Here is a 15955-nt window from a genome sequence, read left to right as displayed (position 1 = left end):
TAAAAAAGACCTGACTGAATATCAGCCAGGTTCATGAAGGGGTCAATCTTATTCTTATTATAACGAAATCCAAATTGTCAATCAAACATTTGTTCCCACTTTCTTTTTCGAAGTCTCTTTTAATTTTGTCTATCTGTTTAGAGAAGTTGTATTTCGGTCAATCATCGTCGTGTTTCGATCGGTTTTTTGAGGAAATACAGTGGTATTTCGATCAGTTGATTCTTGTGAGTAATTTAGAGAACCCAGGCAAGCAGCACCTACCAATAAAGCGGTGCTAATCAATATCTTCATTTTAATATTCATATAAACACTCTCCTTTTTGGATTTCGGTTTGAGCTTCTATGGCAGTTCTATAATAATCTGCTACCCTCTCCGAATCATTCCTTTTCTCATAGAGATTTGCAAGGCTTAAAGCAAACTCTTCAATATAAGGATACAACTTCTTTTCCTCTAAACCTTAAACCTTGAAGAAAACATTTATAGTGTTGATTTTCTGAACATATTTTCTGAATCTCTTCTTTCGCTTCAATGACTTTACCTGGCCGTTTTCTGTGTATCGGAAATCGACCTCAACAGGATCACCAAGCTTACAGACTCTCAAGTATTGTGCATCCAGATATTCAATTCCTGCAGGCTGCAGGCTTCCCTGTACCATCTCGAAGCACTTCGACAAATCCATTACCTGTTTTTTTCTCGGTCTTCTATCACATAACCAAGGACCACTTCGGCTGACTCATCATAGTTCATATATCTGGCGAACTCTTCAAGCCTTGTCCATTCTTTCTCAGCTGCCTTTTTCTTTCCCTCTGTTGCGTTCTCAGCGTTGAAGTCGAAAGTGTATTCAACTCCCAAGCCGAATCCTAGAATATTCGTTTTATATGTATCTATACATTGTTGAAGAATGGTAGAATACTCGGCTATTTGTTTGAGCTCCTTGATATTGTATGGCGGCTCAATAACGCCATCAGCCTCATAATTAAAGCCATCCTCATGAATTTGTTTGGTCGTTTCAGAAACAGTTGATTTAATCACAGTAGCTTTCACTTTATTCATCAGCGTGACCTCCTTTCTCTGTTCGGGCGTGTCCGCTCTTTTGGTTTCTCTTTCAGATCGGTGACCTCATAATCATCTAGCGCATACCAGATGGCCGACAACGTATGGGGATCAATCTTAAACTCGTCTTCTATGATGTTACCGTTCTTGTCTGTCTTGTATGTGAGCGGCTGAAGCTCATAAATCGTGTTTTTACATGAATCGGAACATATGATTTTCTTGAACCGCTTGATCTTCTTTGTGTACTGCAAACGTGATCCCTGGAACTTATGAGCGGCCACCATGTTGTATCCCATCTTCCTGAAGTATGCGATGGTTTTCGGTTCAGCTGCGTCCGCTTTGATAAGCTCTTTTGTTTTTGCAAATTCGATAAGCTCTTGAACAGTTTCATCATCGGTTGTGCCTTTTTGATAATACTCCCAATAGATGTATAGATATTTCTTCTCATGATCGACGGCCAGTCGAATCAAAGCGTTATATGACTCTACGAAACCAAAGTCCATGCCCGCTTTAAGCAAAGGACGATTAATATTTGAGATGGCCAGCATCACATCTTCATGCGGCTGCACCTCGAATTGAGGAAGAACACGAATTCCGTTAATGCCAAAATGACCTTTTCGGGCTATTCGATAAAGGTCTGGATCGTATTCCTTCAGTTCGTCCAGCTGCTTAATGTAACTGACCGGAAGGAATAAGTTGTCTTCCGCTGTAGAATGATGATAGTACGTATCGTTGATAGCAATGGTTCGCTCTTCGTACAATGTCTCGTCATCCATAATAAAGCGGTTGTTCTGATCGTCTTTAAAGAAGTGACGGTATGTCCAGTTATCCTGCCCGACAGGGTTCGTTGATAGAATCATATGCAGCTGCAACGTTGGATGACGCAAACGACCAAGCAGCTCCTTAAATCCCTCGTACTTAACCTCGGAACATTCCTCAATCCATATGATTGAGATGTTGTTGATCGACTTCAATTTGGCTGGCTTGTCCAAGCCTTTGAAGATGATCCGGCTCCCATTATGGAATTTCAGCATGAGCGGTGATGTCCGGCACTGAATGACATGGTCGAGTCCTAGATCATTCACGATCTCTTCAAATAAAGAAAACGTGGAATCTCTGTGCGTGTCATAGACTTCACGAATCACAAGGGCTGTCCTCTTTTCATCCAGTAACTTTAAGATGAGTTTCAGGGCAATGTGATAGCTTTTAGATGACCCGTAACCACCCACCAAGAACTGAAACTTCTGATCCCAGTCAAAAAGAAAGTCCTCAAAGTGTGGATTGACTTCCTTCTCCATCAGTTGCATCAGCCATCACCTTTTTTCTTTGCTCTCTTAATCGTTATCTGTACAGAGTCATCGACAGGTCGAGCGGTGATTCGCTCCAGTTCTGCCTCTCTCGTTCGGTTTGCAAGATCAAGACCACGCAGCCTCAATTCATGCTCTGACATAGTTTTCATAATGTCGTGTTTCTGCCTAATGGCTTTAAGACGCTTGTCTGTTACTCGCGTCAATGCTTCCTCTATTTCTAGGATGCGATCAATAACAGGTAATTGAGTTTCTTCAACTTCAGTGACTACAAGACGTTCATTGATAATCGGAACGTATTTGACAACACCATTCTCACTTGTGGATGGTGCAACGTCTTTTGTCTTCCTAAGTTGTTGAAGTACACGCCGCTGATTATCGGTTAAACCATTCTCATACTTCATGATCCTGTGCATCATGCGCCGCTCTCGAATACTAAGCTCACGTATGGTCAATTCAATTTGATAGAGCGGATCGGTCTCAATCTGCTCAAAGAATTCCTTTTCTGTGTCGTCCATATAATCAAACATGATAGATTCATATTCACCCGTGCGTAAAGAATTTTTATTTCCTTTTGGAGCTGCGCCGCCCCTATTACCTTTAGCATTTTGGTTACCAGTTGGCGCTTTACCACCTTTGTTTCCTTTGGCGTTTTTGTTCCCTTTAGGTGCGCCGGAACGTAAAGAAGCGCTCCTATTTAATTTAGGAGCGCTCCCTTTGAATTTGTCTTCCCATTTATCGTTCGCTTTCCATTTACGGACTGTGTTGCTTGTCACACCCAACTCATCTGCAATGTCTTTAAGCAAGCGGGTTCCATCGCTTTCTTTCCAAAGACGAAAAGCCTCATCTCTTCTTAGATCGCGCCGTCTAGCCATTACATATCACCCACCTCCGAGCTGCTGAATTAAGTTTGAGTTTGTTTTATTTATTTCGACTTCCTGTAAACGCAATTGATCCCATTCTATCAATAGCTTTTGTAATCAAGTCAGAATCGACTGCTCTAGCCTGTTCTAATACTTGCTGGAAACGAATCGCTGCAGGAAACATTGCATCTCCTTGCTGTCTTTCAATATTACTTACTAAATTTAAAAGTGACTTTGATTGTGGTTCCTTCAAGTTTAGATTACTTATTTCTTGCCTTAATTTTTCAATTGTATTTTTCGACTCTTGTTTCTCTTGATTCAGCTCTGTAAAACGCTCTAATGTTTCTTTAATTGAGTTAACCATTTCATCTGCACTACCAGCCAATCTATTTAACACTAGTAATTGATTAGTTAAGATTTTATCCCCAACATAATAAGGATAACGAAGTTGATGGTCAATCTCACTCCAACCCTCTTCAAAAATTGTGCGAACTTGTATTTCAGCTAAAGTTAGCTCTTTAGTTAAACGACTTTTTATTAAATAGTGCCAAGAACGGTATCCAGCTGAATGTTTTTTTACATTGAATTTCCCTTCTGCTTCTAATTTAGCTTTCTCATCATCATCTATGTCACCCTGTCTAATATAAATTATGACCTTCTCTTCCAAATCCCAATAATTTCTTATCATGTTATCAAGATTTATAGCCTGATCTTTGTATAAATGAAGAACCCTTAGCCCAATTAAATCAGTTATTTTTGACTTGTAATCATCAATATCAAATGAAAACTCGGAGTTGTTAATGCTTTTTCTAATTAATTTCTCAATAAGATGCTCAGGGTCTTTTATTCTCATTCGTACCGTATGAGCATCAGAATGTGTCCTTAAAATATCCGCTATTGTTTTACCTGTATGTTCAAGTAATTCTCTACAAGAAGTATAATCATTAAAAATTGATTTTAATTCACTCCATACTATACCAGTCTCTTTAAACTCCTCTTCATTGATTAAATATTTTTTGAGAAATCTTTCTTTGTCCATTAACTGATGCATTAGTTCTCCCCCATTAGTATTAATAATTAGATTTTGATATTCTTAAATATACTTCAAGAAACTTCTTGTTTCACCATTTTAATGCATAAAGTAAACAAATAACGGATTAATACACTAATGCTCTTCTTTAATTAGATCATAAAGAAAATATATTCAGTCCATATAAACTATGTTTTATTAATCGTACGAGAGTATTGACACTAGGGGTATATTGGAGGATTTTATGTACGGGAATTGTTTTGATATTCATGATGTATTGTATCGCCTCCAATAAAAAAACACATTATCTCCTAAGGCGTTCAGTACTTATCTAATTTAAAACTTCTATCTGGAATTTCATCTAAACATTCTTGTAGTAATCGTTTGTAACCGTTCAATTCTTCTAGTAAAGCCTTATCACGGTAAGTCAGAATGGCCCATACTATAAAAACCATAACAGCACCAAGACATACAGCAATAAATTGATAGCTTATTTCTTTTATATATACAAAAAGACTTTCACTAAATTTTATTTGATTTCCAATAATGAAAGCCAATATTACAAAAAAAGCTGTAAAAACATGATTTAAAGATTTTTTGTTATCTAACATATCCTCAATCCTACCCAAAAGCATTTTAATGTGTTTCCTATCATGTTTCTTAATTTGGTCTTTAAATTTTTCTTGTTCAGAAAACTTAGCACTATGCATATTTTTCCCAAACTGTTGCAAATATAATCTTGCGTCTGTAGCATCATCAAATGACGTTTTACTGTTAGTTTTGTTGAAAAAAAACTCACCTCCTAGACTTATATCGGAGGTGAGTTGAAAATTTCCAGGTATTCAGTGCATTGGTTTTATTTAACGTAAAATTCAGATGTATAGAACGTACCAACAGTTTCAACGTGGTTTCCGTTTTTGTCGTATCGCTCTAAATCTACTTTGAATCGATACGTACCTTTTCTATTACCTAGTGATTCCTTGATGCCGAATTCATCGTACTGTTTCTCTGCTGGGTTAAGCGGGTTAGGTGAATTCGTCTTGATTGTGACCCATTTCCCTGCAACTTTTCGTTGAGGAATAAGATTTGGTCCACAAATGTAATCATTGTGATTCTGAATCGCAACAACCACAACCTTGTCCTTTCCTAAAGTATGATTCGCTTTTTTTGGATTAGCAGATACACCAAATTTTGATGCCATGTTCATCATCTCCTTTTTTGCTTTTGCGCTCCTATCCCACACCAAAGCACCTGCAGCCATACACCCAAAAGACGACTGTTCCCATCAAATCAGCGTTTCCTCCGGATACGTCCGCCTTGTCGTTGGTACGTTTCACGTCTCGTTCCCATGATTTCTTCCCAATATCGCTTTGTTATCGGATCAGCATTGCTCTTCTTCTTTCGATTAGAACCAGGAGCAATGCGCTTTAATTGCTTCGTTGTTTCTACGGATAAAGAATCTCTGATCTTCATGTTCATACTCTCCTTGCCGAATAAGCACCACCTTACGCTATTCGCTTAAATAGATTTTGCAATGATGACTACACTCCGAGAGGATGCCAAGTACAGTCAATCATCAAGTGAAAACTGTCCTCGATACGGCTGCCGCAGACCAGCTGCTATCCAGGCTCAGAATGTTCCTCTCGTATGGCCACATTTCTCAACACCTTTGTTCCGTATCCAGATACGCCATTGATAAAGGAAAGACGCGTCTCCCAATAAAAAAAGCGGACACCAATCAAGGCACGTAAAGTGCTCAATGATCAGCGTCCGCAGGTTCTTCCTTCTGGACAAAATATTCACGTTCATTTTGCTTGTCTCTATCTTACGATGATCCACTTAAGAAAAAAGGTCCCCTTTTTGTCGGCTTTTTCTCTGCAATACAAATAAAAAAGTGCCCATAAACATAGACACTTTGGTTCAATTATTCCCAAAACGCATCGCCTTCAGAATCAATATACTTCTAGAAAAGCTTAAAGACTGCATAACAGTCTTCAAACAGATAAAGATGTCTTCTTCTATATCATTTTATTTATTGTAACGTATCACACAAAAACGCTATGCTTTAATTAAACCATTTTCTTTTAGAAATCGTTCGAATAATGCATCACCTTTATCCTCAATATCTTCATCATCAATATTATACTCTCCAACCAACAAACCAAAATCATCATATTTTTCATATTTTTGTTTAAGTTTTATACCATAGTTTTCTTGATCAAAAAACAATAACCATTTCCCTGAATCTAAACTTTTAAAAAACACACCTTCATAATCTAAATCATTTTCATAATAGCCTACATGCAAATGCATTGTATCGTCTAAGTTAAGCAACGTTGATCTCCCCTTTAGAAAATAACATGATGATCTTTTAGATTAGGTGGAACATGATAATGCAGAACAGCAGGTCTTCCATGTTTTATAGGTGCATAATCTAGTCTGAATAGTGGTTTTTTGGTTTTTTTGCTACGTACCTGTATAATGCGCCCTCCTGATCCAGGGCCATCAATAATATAATTTTGAGGCGCCTTTAATGCTTTCTGCACATATGGTCTAGCTACTTTCCATCCTTTTTGCATTCCCTTTTTTCCAACTTGAGAAATTAATAATCTTAAAGCAGCAGCCACCACCGGTATCCACTGACCAGTTACACTGTCTTCTTTCAATTCAGCATTCTGACTCTGTAACGCTAAAGTTTCTTCTAATTCAATAAATACTGGATCATTCAAAAGAAAGTCAAATTCTTTATTAAAGTTTGATACATCTACATTTGAAACATCTATACCGGTATCCTCGTATACTTGTTCAATCAATTGATCACTAACCACAAATTCACTATCCTGTGAAGTTACGCTCTCAGCATATACTGGAGTCACCGCCGAAAAACATAGAATAAAAGACAGTACTACTAAAATAAGCTTATTCTTCATATAAACCCTTCTTTCTCAAAAAAATTTATCTGTATTCATAACTGAATACCCATTTATTTTATCTAAATTTTTGATTTTTTTCCATATTTTTTTAGAGATTGTGGATTTATTATAAGAAGAATATTCTTCAAAAAAGAGAGCAGCAAGACCTGCCATGTAGGCAGCCGCCATTGAAGTACCACTACTATATAAAAAAGAACCATCTTTTGAATAACTTTTTATATACTGCCCCGGAAGTAACACATTTAATCCATTACCTACAGTTGTCCCTTTCCATATATCACCGTTCATATTTAAAGCTCCTACAGCAATAACACCTTCAAATTTAGCAGGGTAGAGTATCTCGCTCTTTTCTTGTAACCCATAGTTCCCAACCGATGATATTACAACAATATTATTTCTTAAAGCTCTATTTATTACAGATTCCAGTTTTTTAGAATATTTTAAAGTGCCAAATGACATTAGAATAATGTCAACCTTTTCTTCAATACTATAATTCACTGCTTCTATTACATTATTAATATCACCGTTTAAATTGTTATCCAAGGCTTTAATTACATATAAATCGATGTTTGGCGCAACACCAATGTCTTTATTAGTTAAAATTCCAGCTAAATGAGTTCCATGACCATGATTATCTTGATATGATCTTTTGGGATCTAAAACGTTTACCCCCTTCTTAACATTGATCTCCTGCTTAAATGAAACACCTGAATCAATTAATGCTACTTTAACACCTTTTCCAGTTAGTTTTTTCTGGTTATGCAGTTTATTAATTTTTAAATATTCATAGGCCCAATTTTCATTCTTAAATTTTTCAGTTTTGGTTTTATTTATTATTAATGTTATAGATGTCACAGTTAGAATTAATACTACTAGAAGGAGTGTAAGTTTCTTCAAAATCATCGCACCTCTTTTAAACATATTATGAGAAACATGATGTATTTTACCATTATTTTTTTTCAAATACAAAACAGCACTCAGATGATTCCAAGTGCTGTCGAAAGTTTAAACGTAGCTTGCTTTTTCAATTTGTAAAATCGATCTTTCTTTAATCCTAGCTCTTCGCATACCTCAAGATCTTTAACCATTCGTGAAGTAAGGTACTTCGAATAATGTCTTGTTCAATTTCATCCAAGCTGTACTCTAATGCTCTTTCTATTTGCCGCACCTTCAGCTCCGAACAAACATTTTGATCTCTTAATCTTGGGAATAAAGTAAAAACACCATTTTCTTTTTGTTCATTTAAATTCTCTTGTTTAACTTTTAATGCTTTATAAAGCTTCAATTCATTTATTAATGTCTGACGGACCTGCTTTTCATTGACCTCAGGAATAAGGCATAATTGGTTGGTTAACAAATTTATACCCTCTCTCTAAAAAATCTTATAAGCAGACTGTTTAATTATATAATTGAATTATTGTTTGTAGTACTATCGTTCGTAGATTCCTCGTTTGTAGAATCTTGATCGACCTCTTCAATCGACATTTTTATATTGCACAAGTCTTCTAACTTGATAATTTTTGTTTCTGTACATAACTTTGGCTTAGGATTATTTCCTAATAAAATTAATTCTTTGTTTATAGCGTGTAGTACATACCAAGATTTTTTATTCAAAACACTTTCAAGAATATTTTGTTCATTAGCTAAATCAATGTCAGAAACGAGTATATACTTTTCTTTTGTCCAATATAAAAACTTTGAAATTTGCTTCATTAATGCTGGTATAGGGAGACATAGAACGGTCATACATCCTATTATAATTGCTAATTTTCCAATTGGATTTTCCACGAATACATTTGTTACAACTGTTCCATTCAACGGAAAATAATAGCACAATAAGCAAACCATGAACAGTATTGCTAATAATACTCTTACCCCAAACCGATTAAGTTTTGAAGAGGATTGACTGTTTATAACATAAATTATAGTGAAAATTGGAGCACCAATTGTGAAAAAAATTGATCCTATCATGGGAGATAAATTTGGATCCCCAGTCCAGGACGGTACACCAAAAGTATAAAGTATAGACAGATTAATCAATACCCACCATAAAGTCTGTCCAAGATATTTAATACTTAATAATAGTATAACCATATCTTTAGTTAACAACTTTTGTTCAAAGATACTTGATGATAATAAATTAATAGGTCTTATTAATTTGAAAATGATTAATAAAACTATTATTGCAGCAGCCAAATTACCTGGTATCCCCATTTTTTCAAGAAATCCAAAATACTCCATAAATACACACCTTTTCAATATTCTTCTTTATTGAATCGGCATTTTTTAGATTTTTTCAAGTAATTAGGGAACTCTATCTGCTAAATATCTATTCTGTGAGAACTTGTATAATTTAAATTTGTGAACTGGCCGTCACGTGTAGTGATTTCCGTTTTTCCGTAAATAGGTGCTTCAGCCAAAAACGCTTCGTTGGAATGGCCATCTAGGATAATGACTTTAACCTCTCCTTTTTCAAAAAGCTGATCAATTGAGATGTTAGAGTCTATATGTTTGTAAGGATTATTCATGCACAAGGCCTCCCATGTTATAATGAATTGTCGAGATTCATTAGAGCTGGAGCCTTGTGCTTCGGTTCTTTTTATTTGCCCTGAAGAGCTTGCAAATCACGTACACACATTTTAAAGAAGTGTTCGTCCCTTAAATCTAAAGACAAATGAATCAAAGCCTTCAGATCATCTTCAGTAAGTGCCTCATCCAAGTTTTCAGCCAAAGACTTTGGACAACCAAGGTATTACCACTAAGGAACCTTACTAAAATGTCATCTTCAGATACTTTAATTACATAACCTGGTTTTTTCCCTTTCCTAGATGCTTTGTTACAGTCTCCTTCTAAGAATTCGTTTGCGTGCCATCTTAGGCAGTCCTGTCTTCCTCTTCTTTTTGATCATTCCCGTCAGAATCGTCTTTCACACTTTGAGGGGAATCTTATCATTTCTACTTCAATCTTTCTGCATCGGTACAGCTTCGCTGGCTTGGACCTCATACTAGAAAAAATAGACACAAATTCAATGAATAAATATGAAGAGTATATCTCCAAGATAATGGAGTGATTTTTTTATCATTTTTTTGTGGGTGAATTGTGGGTGGCGGCTTTTTCATTTTGAAATATTAGAAACACCCACAAAAATAAAAACCCCCTGAAGCCATTGGCTCCAAGGGGTTTTCTTTATTAATACTGAGACATATACTGATCGCGTTCCCATGGGTGTACTTGGGTGCGGAACATATCCCATTCGATTTCTTTTGATTCGATGAAGTGTTCGAATAAGTGATCGCCTAGTGCGTTGACCATGACTTCGTTTGATTTCAGCAGCTCAAGAGCTTCTGCAAGTGTTGCAGGTAGGTCAGCGATGCCGTTTTCAAGGCGCTCTTCTTTGTCCATGACATAGATGTTTCTGTCGATTGGTGCTGGTGCGTCTAGTTTGTTTTTGATTCCGTCAAGACCTGCTGCAAGTAATACGCTTAATGCAAGGTATGGGTTTGCAGATGGGTCTACGCTGCGTACTTCTACACGTGTGCTGATGCCGCGTGATGCAGGGATACGGATCAATGGGCTGCGGTTTTGTGCACTCCATGCCACATAGCATGGTGCTTCATAACCAGGCACAAGACGCTTGTAAGAGTTAACTGTTGGGTTTGTGACCGCTGTAAAGCTTGTTGCGTGCTTGACGATACCCGCGATAAAGTGTCTAGCAGTCTCGCTTAATTGTAAATCTGCTTTTTCATCAAAGAATGCGTTTTTGCCATTTTTGAATAATGATAGGTTACAGTGCATACCTGATCCGTTTACACCGAACAATGGTTTTGGCATGAATGTCGCATGAAGACCATGCTTTCTCGCAATCGTTTTGACAACGAGTTTGAATGTTTGAATGTCATCACAAGAACGGATGGCGCCTGCATATTTGAAGTCAATTTCATGCTGTCCAGGTGCTACTTCGTGGTGAGACGCTTCAATTTCAAAGCCCATTTCTTCAAGCTCAAGCACGATATCACGGCGGCAGTTTTCGCCTAGATCTGTTGGTGCAAGGTCAAAGTATCCACCTTTATCGTTTAATTCAAGCGTTGGCTCGCCTTTTTCATCTAATTTAAATAAGAAGAATTCTGGCTCAGGTCCAAGGTTGAAATCACTAAATCCTAGGTCTTCCATTTCCTTTAAGACACGCTTTAAGTTATTACGCGGGTCTCCATCAAATGGCGTCCCGTCTGGCTTGTAAATGTCACAAATAAAGCGTGCAACTTTACCTTTTTCTGCTGTCCAAGGGAATATAACAAATGTGTTGAGATCTGGGTATAGATACATATCTGATTCTTCAATACGTACGAAGCCTTCAATAGATGAACCGTCAAACATACATTTGTTATCGAGAGCTTTTTCTAACTGGCTCACAGGAATTTCAACATTTTTAATCGTTCCGAGAATGTCTGTAAATTGCAGACGGATGTACTTTACGTTTTCCTCATTTACTAATTTTACGATATCTTCTCTTGTGTATTTTGCCATTTCGTAAAACTCCTCCCCTACAAAAGGTAAAATTGTATAGCAATGCTTTTGCTAATTGGTTAACGGAAGAACCTTGACATATCCCCCTGCCTAAAGGTCGTTCCTTGTTGGAAACGTCCAGCCTGAATGAGTTCCTTCTTCAGTAGCTTCCTGAGTTCATCATCTGTCAAGTTGTGCTTGGCTGTGGTTTTCTTCTCGGTCTTTGCATCAGACGCTGGATGTTCTGCCTCAGCTTTGGCAAAAAGTTTTTTGATTCCTGCCATGTTTACACCTTGTTCGATGAGGTTTTTAATTTCTAGTAATTTATCAACATCATGGAAAGAAAATAATCGGCGATTCCCATCACTTCTTGCTGGAAATACTAAACCATTTTCCTCATAATAGCGAATTTGCCTTGCAGATAATTCTGTTAGCTGCATGACAATCCCAATTGGGAATAAAGGCATTGAGCGGCGAATGTTATCACTCATCTCAACTGTCTCCTCCTCTTTGCTTAAATTTATTATATGTCATGTTATATTATGTGTCAACGAAATGTTAGGAATATTAACATGGATTTTTTTATCGAGCAGGTATGTCGATAAAACCTTGTTCCAATAAGGCATCTACAGCACTGCAAATCGCATTTTTCACATGGGCATACGTGAGTCCGCCTTGAACGTAGGCTGTATAAGGAGGTCTGATCGGTCCATCGGCTGATAACTCGATACTAGCTCCTTGGACGAAGGTGCCCGCTGCCATAATGACATCATCCTCGTATCCCGGCATATAGCTTGCATGCGGTGTGACGTGACTGTTGATCGGAGATGCATATTGAATCGCCTGACAGAATGCAATCATTTTGTTAGGATCGCCAAATTCGACGGATTGAATTAAATCCGTTCTTTTCGCATTCCACGCTGGGTTCGTTTGGAACCCAAGCTTCTCAAGAAAACGAGCCGTGAACACCGCACCCTTTAAGCTTTGTGCCACAACATGCGGTGCTAAGAAAAATCCTTGATACATTTCTTGGAGCGCATACAGCGAGGCACCCGCTTCACTGCCGATGCCCGGAGATGTCATTCGATAAGAGCAAGCTTCGACCCATTTTTCTTTTCCAACGATGTAGCCGCCTGTTTTGGCAAGCCCGCCGCCCGGGTTTTTAATAAGTGAACCCGCCATAAGATCCGCTCCCACATGACATGGCTCTTGTAATTCAGTAAATTCACCATAACAGTTGTCCACAAACACAATGATTTCTTCATTGATCTCTTTTACAAATGAAATCATTTGCTCGATTTCTTCTATTGTAAAGGAAGGTCTTGACGCATAACCTTTCGAACGCTGAATGCCGATCATTTTTGTTTTAGAGGAGATCGACTCTTTTACTTTGTCATAATCGACGGATCCATCTTGCCTTAAATCAATGGCCTTGTAATCAATCTGGAAGTCTTTTAATGAGCCTGTCCCTTCTTTGCCGCGAATCCCTACAATTTCTTCTAGCGTATCGTATGGTTTTCCCGTCATATAGATCAATTCATCACCAGGTCTTAGCACACCAAATAACGCAATGGAAATCGCATGCGTGCCGGAAATGATCTGCGGACGCACAAGGCCGCTTTCTCCCCCGAAGACGTCCGCATAAATTTTTTCTAAAGTGTCTCTTCCCATATCATCGTAGCCATATCCAGTTGTTGGATTAAAGTGAGAGTCACTGACTCTATGCTTTCGGTAGCTTTCAAGCACCCGCCACTCATTTTGTTCGCTCTTTTGATCAATTTGCTGATGCATGTGTAAAATATCTTGTTCTGTTTCTGCTGCTACTTTTTCTAAAATACTGCCGTGTTTTAATGTATGAAACATCTTGATTTAATTCCTTTCTTACAACATATACTTCTTGATTTGACCTAATATGGTCTGCTCCTCACCGCTAAACCCGGTGATGTCATAAAGTTCTGCTTCTTTTTGAAATTCTAGTGATTCAACGAGCGTTTCTGATTTTAATGCGGAGATGAGCTTTCCTTCATACGCAGGAATCTTCACATGATATGGCTTTAAAAAGTTTTGTTTCAGTTCTGCCATAATATCCGCTTTTAATCGCTTCACATCTTCTTCGCGTCTCGCACTGATTAACAGATGACGATGCTTTGAAGATGGGATGAAATCCGGTCTGATTTGATCTTCTTTGTTATAAACCGTCAGCATTGGAATTCGATCTGCTTCTAATTCCTCTAAAAGCTCATGAACCGTCCGTTCGTGACCTTCGTAATCCTCATTAGAAGAATCAATGACATGAAGCAAATAATCAGCTTCCTTCACTTCTTCAAGAGTGGAACGAAATGCCGCAATGAGTGTTGTTGGGAGGTCTTGGATAAAACCAACGGTGTCTGAAATCAGCACACTGTAGCCAGATGCTAATGTCATCTTACGTGTCATTGGATCAAGTGTCGCAAACAGCAGATCTTCTTCATGACTATCTGCATCTGTTAATTGGTTAAACAAAGTAGATTTTCCGGCATTCGTATACCCAACAATGGCAATTTGAAACACACCATTTTTCTTCCGGCGTTCCCGGTATCTTGTACGGTGTTCTTTGACTGTAGATAATTGTCCATTAATTTCGTGAATACGGTTTCGAATATGACGTCTATCTGTTTCAAGTTTTGTTTCACCTGGACCTCTTGCGCCAATTCCGCCGCCTTGTCTTGAGAGGCTGATCCCTTGTCCGCTTAGTCTCGGCAAGGCATACTGAAGCTGGGCAAGCTCTATTTGCAGCTTCCCTTCTCTTGTCCGGGCTCTTTTTGCAAAGATGTCTAATATCAATTGTGTCCGATCGATAATTTTCACATCTAAGGCAGTTGCCAAAGCTTTTAGCTGACTTGGAGACAGTTCGTCGTTAAAAATAATGACATCACATTCGAATTCCTCACAAAGCACTTCAAGCTCTTCTACTTTCCCTTTACCGATATATGTTGCGCTGTCTTGTCTATTTCTCTTCTGCGTCATTACGCTGACAGCTTCACCGCCAGCCGTTTTGGTTAAGGAAGCTAATTCTTCCATTGAGTATTGAAAGCGTTCATCCGTGACATGCGGCAATTGACAGCCGACAAGGATCGCTTTTTCTGTCATTTCATGTTCATTCAACGTCAGTTGTTTCCTTTCTGTACTTAAGTTTTCAGTAGTACCATCATACCAAACACATCACACGTATACCACTATTCGGATGGTTTATTTTAGTATCTCTTTATAAAAAGGATACGCCATTTTAAGTAGGCGTATCCTCTTTCATTTGGAGATCGTGACTTTTAATCGTGAGCAAATCTTTTTTATCATAATGATCCACAAGCAGGAGTCTCATCGCTTGGGTTCGAATGGCCTTTTCAATCGTGTTTCGCACAAAACGGCCGTTGCTGAATTTTGCAGGACTCGTGGTGCTTTTAATGTGCATTAAGTAATCTCGCAGCTTCCATTCAGCTTCTTGAGTAAATATATATTCTCTGTCAGCCATCATCCGTTTGGCAATGTCCATGAGCTGATCGACGGTATAATCAGGAAAGCTGATATTGATTGGAAATCTGGATTGCAGCCCCGGGTTTAATGATAGAAAATGATCCATTTCCTTGGAGTAGCCAGCAAGAATGAGAATGAATTCGTGCTGTTTGTCCTCCATATGTTTTACTAGGGTATCAATCGCTTCTTTCCCAAAATCCTTTTCGCCTCCGCGGGCAAGAGAATAGGCTTCGTCGATGAACAAAATGCCGCCTAGTGATTTTTTAATTAAGTCTCTTGTTTTTTGAGCAGTATGACCGATGTACTCCCCGACTAGATCTCCGCGTTCCGCTTCAATTAAGTGACCCTTTGAAAGGACATTCATTTCAAAGAAAAGCTTCCCGACAAGTCTTGCAACCGTCGTTTTCCCTGTGCCCGGATTCCCTTTGAACATCATATGAAGCGCTTGTTTACCTACCTTTAACCCTTGTTCCTGCCTTTTTTGATTGACAAAGATCCAAGCATAAATCTCTTTTATGTTTCGTTTCATTTCATCCATACCGACAAGGCTGTTCATTTCACGCTCTATTTCCCGTAAGATGCTGTGTTTTGCCTCATTTTTCTGCAAGGCTTCTAGGTATTCTGCCTCTGAATCTGCATCAACCAATACTTGCTTTTGTCCGTTAAGTATAATATTGATTTGGCCGTTGTTTTTATATGTGACAGCTCGCTCCAACGTATTCACCTCTCGCTCTTCTCTCTTTATTCTATTCGGGT

Annotated in this window: 16 protein-coding genes and 2 pseudogenes; all 18 read right to left on the bottom strand. The window is 38.1% G+C overall.

The genetic code is table 11. The features are described from left to right. Nucleotides 1-463 precede the first annotated feature (463 nt). A pseudogene (locus MHI33_RS09955) lies at nt 464-1053 on the bottom strand (phage portal protein); the annotation flags it as partial. Next, nucleotides 1053-2351, bottom strand: coding sequence for a PBSX family phage terminase large subunit (locus MHI33_RS09950; protein WP_185107343.1), 1299 nt, complete (start codon nt 2349-2351; stop codon nt 1053-1055). The pseudogene MHI33_RS09955 and the gene MHI33_RS09950, both read right to left, overlap by 1 nt. Before the next feature lie 8 nt (nt 2352-2359). Continuing rightward, nucleotides 2360-3235 (bottom strand): phage terminase small subunit, encoded by an 876-nt coding sequence (terS, locus tag MHI33_RS09945; RefSeq protein WP_185107318.1) that lies wholly within the window; start codon nt 3233-3235, stop codon nt 2360-2362. A 46-nt stretch (nt 3236-3281) separates the two neighbouring features. After that, nucleotides 3282-4274: a hypothetical protein gene (locus MHI33_RS09940; RefSeq protein WP_106067766.1), complete on the bottom strand. Its 993-nt coding sequence runs from the start codon at nt 4272-4274 to the stop codon at nt 3282-3284. A 299-nt stretch (nt 4275-4573) separates the two neighbouring features. Beyond that, nucleotides 4574-4984 (bottom strand): hypothetical protein, encoded by a 411-nt coding sequence (locus tag MHI33_RS09935; RefSeq protein ID WP_142936309.1) that lies wholly within the window; start codon nt 4982-4984, stop codon nt 4574-4576. 125 nt (nt 4985-5109) lie between these two features. Beyond that, entirely contained in the window at nt 5110-5454 is a 345-nt protein-coding gene (locus MHI33_RS09930) for a structural protein (protein WP_106067768.1), read from the bottom strand. 89 nt (nt 5455-5543) lie between these two features. Then, nucleotides 5544-5726: a hypothetical protein gene (locus MHI33_RS09925; RefSeq protein WP_106067769.1), complete on the bottom strand. Its 183-nt coding sequence runs from the start codon at nt 5724-5726 to the stop codon at nt 5544-5546. 585 nt (nt 5727-6311) lie between these two features. Continuing rightward, a complete protein-coding gene (locus MHI33_RS09920) occupies nt 6312-6587 on the bottom strand; it encodes a DUF3986 family protein (RefSeq protein WP_106067770.1) in 276 nt (91 codons plus the stop codon). Nucleotides 6588-6601: 14 nt separating this feature from the next. After that, entirely contained in the window at nt 6602-7183 is a 582-nt protein-coding gene (locus tag MHI33_RS09915; protein WP_065097335.1) for a hypothetical protein, read from the bottom strand. A 15-nt stretch (nt 7184-7198) separates the two neighbouring features. Further along, nucleotides 7199-8083, bottom strand: a complete 885-nt coding sequence (locus MHI33_RS09910) for a S8 family serine peptidase (RefSeq protein ID WP_157957782.1) — start codon at nt 8081-8083, stop codon at nt 7199-7201. A gap of 80 nt (nt 8084-8163) precedes the next feature. Next, nucleotides 8164-8543, bottom strand: a pseudogene (locus MHI33_RS09905) (ArpU family phage packaging/lysis transcriptional regulator). A 44-nt stretch (nt 8544-8587) separates the two neighbouring features. Next, nucleotides 8588-9427 (bottom strand): hypothetical protein, encoded by an 840-nt coding sequence (locus MHI33_RS09900; protein WP_340910903.1) that lies wholly within the window; start codon nt 9425-9427, stop codon nt 8588-8590. A gap of 80 nt (nt 9428-9507) precedes the next feature. After that, complete coding sequence (locus MHI33_RS09895) at nt 9508-9714, bottom strand: XtrA/YqaO family protein (protein WP_065097332.1); 207 nt, start codon at nt 9712-9714, stop codon at nt 9508-9510. 661 nt (nt 9715-10375) lie between these two features. Continuing rightward, nucleotides 10376-11710, bottom strand: a complete 1335-nt coding sequence (glnA, locus tag MHI33_RS09890; RefSeq protein ID WP_003211015.1) for a type I glutamate--ammonia ligase — start codon at nt 11708-11710, stop codon at nt 10376-10378. A 59-nt stretch (nt 11711-11769) separates the two neighbouring features. After that, complete coding sequence (locus MHI33_RS09885; protein WP_044141653.1) at nt 11770-12180, bottom strand: MerR family transcriptional regulator; 411 nt, start codon at nt 12178-12180, stop codon at nt 11770-11772. A gap of 91 nt (nt 12181-12271) precedes the next feature. Continuing rightward, nucleotides 12272-13552, bottom strand: coding sequence for a methionine gamma-lyase family protein (locus tag MHI33_RS09880; protein WP_044141654.1), 1281 nt, complete (start codon nt 13550-13552; stop codon nt 12272-12274). Nucleotides 13553-13570: 18 nt separating this feature from the next. Further along, the gene (hflX, locus tag MHI33_RS09875; protein WP_050944939.1) at nt 13571-14833 is read right to left on the bottom strand and encodes a GTPase HflX; all 1263 of its coding nucleotides are present in this window, start codon (nt 14831-14833) and stop codon (nt 13571-13573) included. A 121-nt stretch (nt 14834-14954) separates the two neighbouring features. After that, on the bottom strand, nt 14955-15914 hold the full coding sequence (gene spoVK, locus MHI33_RS09870; protein WP_003211912.1) for a stage V sporulation protein K: 960 nt from the start codon (nt 15912-15914) through the stop codon (nt 14955-14957). Nucleotides 15915-15955: the final 41 nt, after the last annotated feature.

The sequence above is a fragment of the Bacillus sp. FSL K6-2971 genome, assembly GCF_038006405.1.
GTDB lineage: Bacteria > Bacillota > Bacilli > Bacillales > Bacillaceae > Bacillus > Bacillus pumilus.
The sequence above is the reverse complement of the archived record's forward strand: the minus strand, read 5'-3'. Positions and strand labels throughout refer to the sequence as shown.

What these genes read in the sequence shown, in the direction of transcription:
- MHI33_RS09915 (WP_065097335.1), bottom strand. Translation starts at nt 7,183, where the DNA reads ATGAAGAATAAGCTTATTTTAGTAGTACTGTCTTTTATTCTATGTTTT.
- MHI33_RS09900 (WP_340910903.1), bottom strand. Translation starts at nt 9,427, where the DNA reads ATGGAGTATTTTGGATTTCTTGAAAAAATGGGGATACCAGGTAATTTG.
- MHI33_RS09880 (WP_044141654.1), bottom strand. Translation starts at nt 13,552, where the DNA reads ATGTTTCATACATTAAAACACGGCAGTATTTTAGAAAAAGTAGCAGCA.
- MHI33_RS09925 (WP_106067769.1), bottom strand. Translation starts at nt 5,726, where the DNA reads ATGAAGATCAGAGATTCTTTATCCGTAGAAACAACGAAGCAATTAAAG.
- MHI33_RS09885 (WP_044141653.1), bottom strand. Translation starts at nt 12,180, where the DNA reads ATGAGTGATAACATTCGCCGCTCAATGCCTTTATTCCCAATTGGGATT.
- MHI33_RS09950 (WP_185107343.1), bottom strand. Translation starts at nt 2,351, where the DNA reads ATGGAGAAGGAAGTCAATCCACACTTTGAGGACTTTCTTTTTGACTGG.
- MHI33_RS09940 (WP_106067766.1), bottom strand. Translation starts at nt 4,274, where the DNA reads ATGCATCAGTTAATGGACAAAGAAAGATTTCTCAAAAAATATTTAATC.
- MHI33_RS09895 (WP_065097332.1), bottom strand. Translation starts at nt 9,714, where the DNA reads ATGAATAATCCTTACAAACATATAGACTCTAACATCTCAATTGATCAG.
- MHI33_RS09930 (WP_106067768.1), bottom strand. Translation starts at nt 5,454, where the DNA reads ATGGCATCAAAATTTGGTGTATCTGCTAATCCAAAAAAAGCGAATCAT.
- glnA (WP_003211015.1), bottom strand. Translation starts at nt 11,710, where the DNA reads ATGGCAAAATACACAAGAGAAGATATCGTAAAATTAGTAAATGAGGAA.
- terS (WP_185107318.1), bottom strand. Translation starts at nt 3,235, where the DNA reads ATGGCTAGACGGCGCGATCTAAGAAGAGATGAGGCTTTTCGTCTTTGG.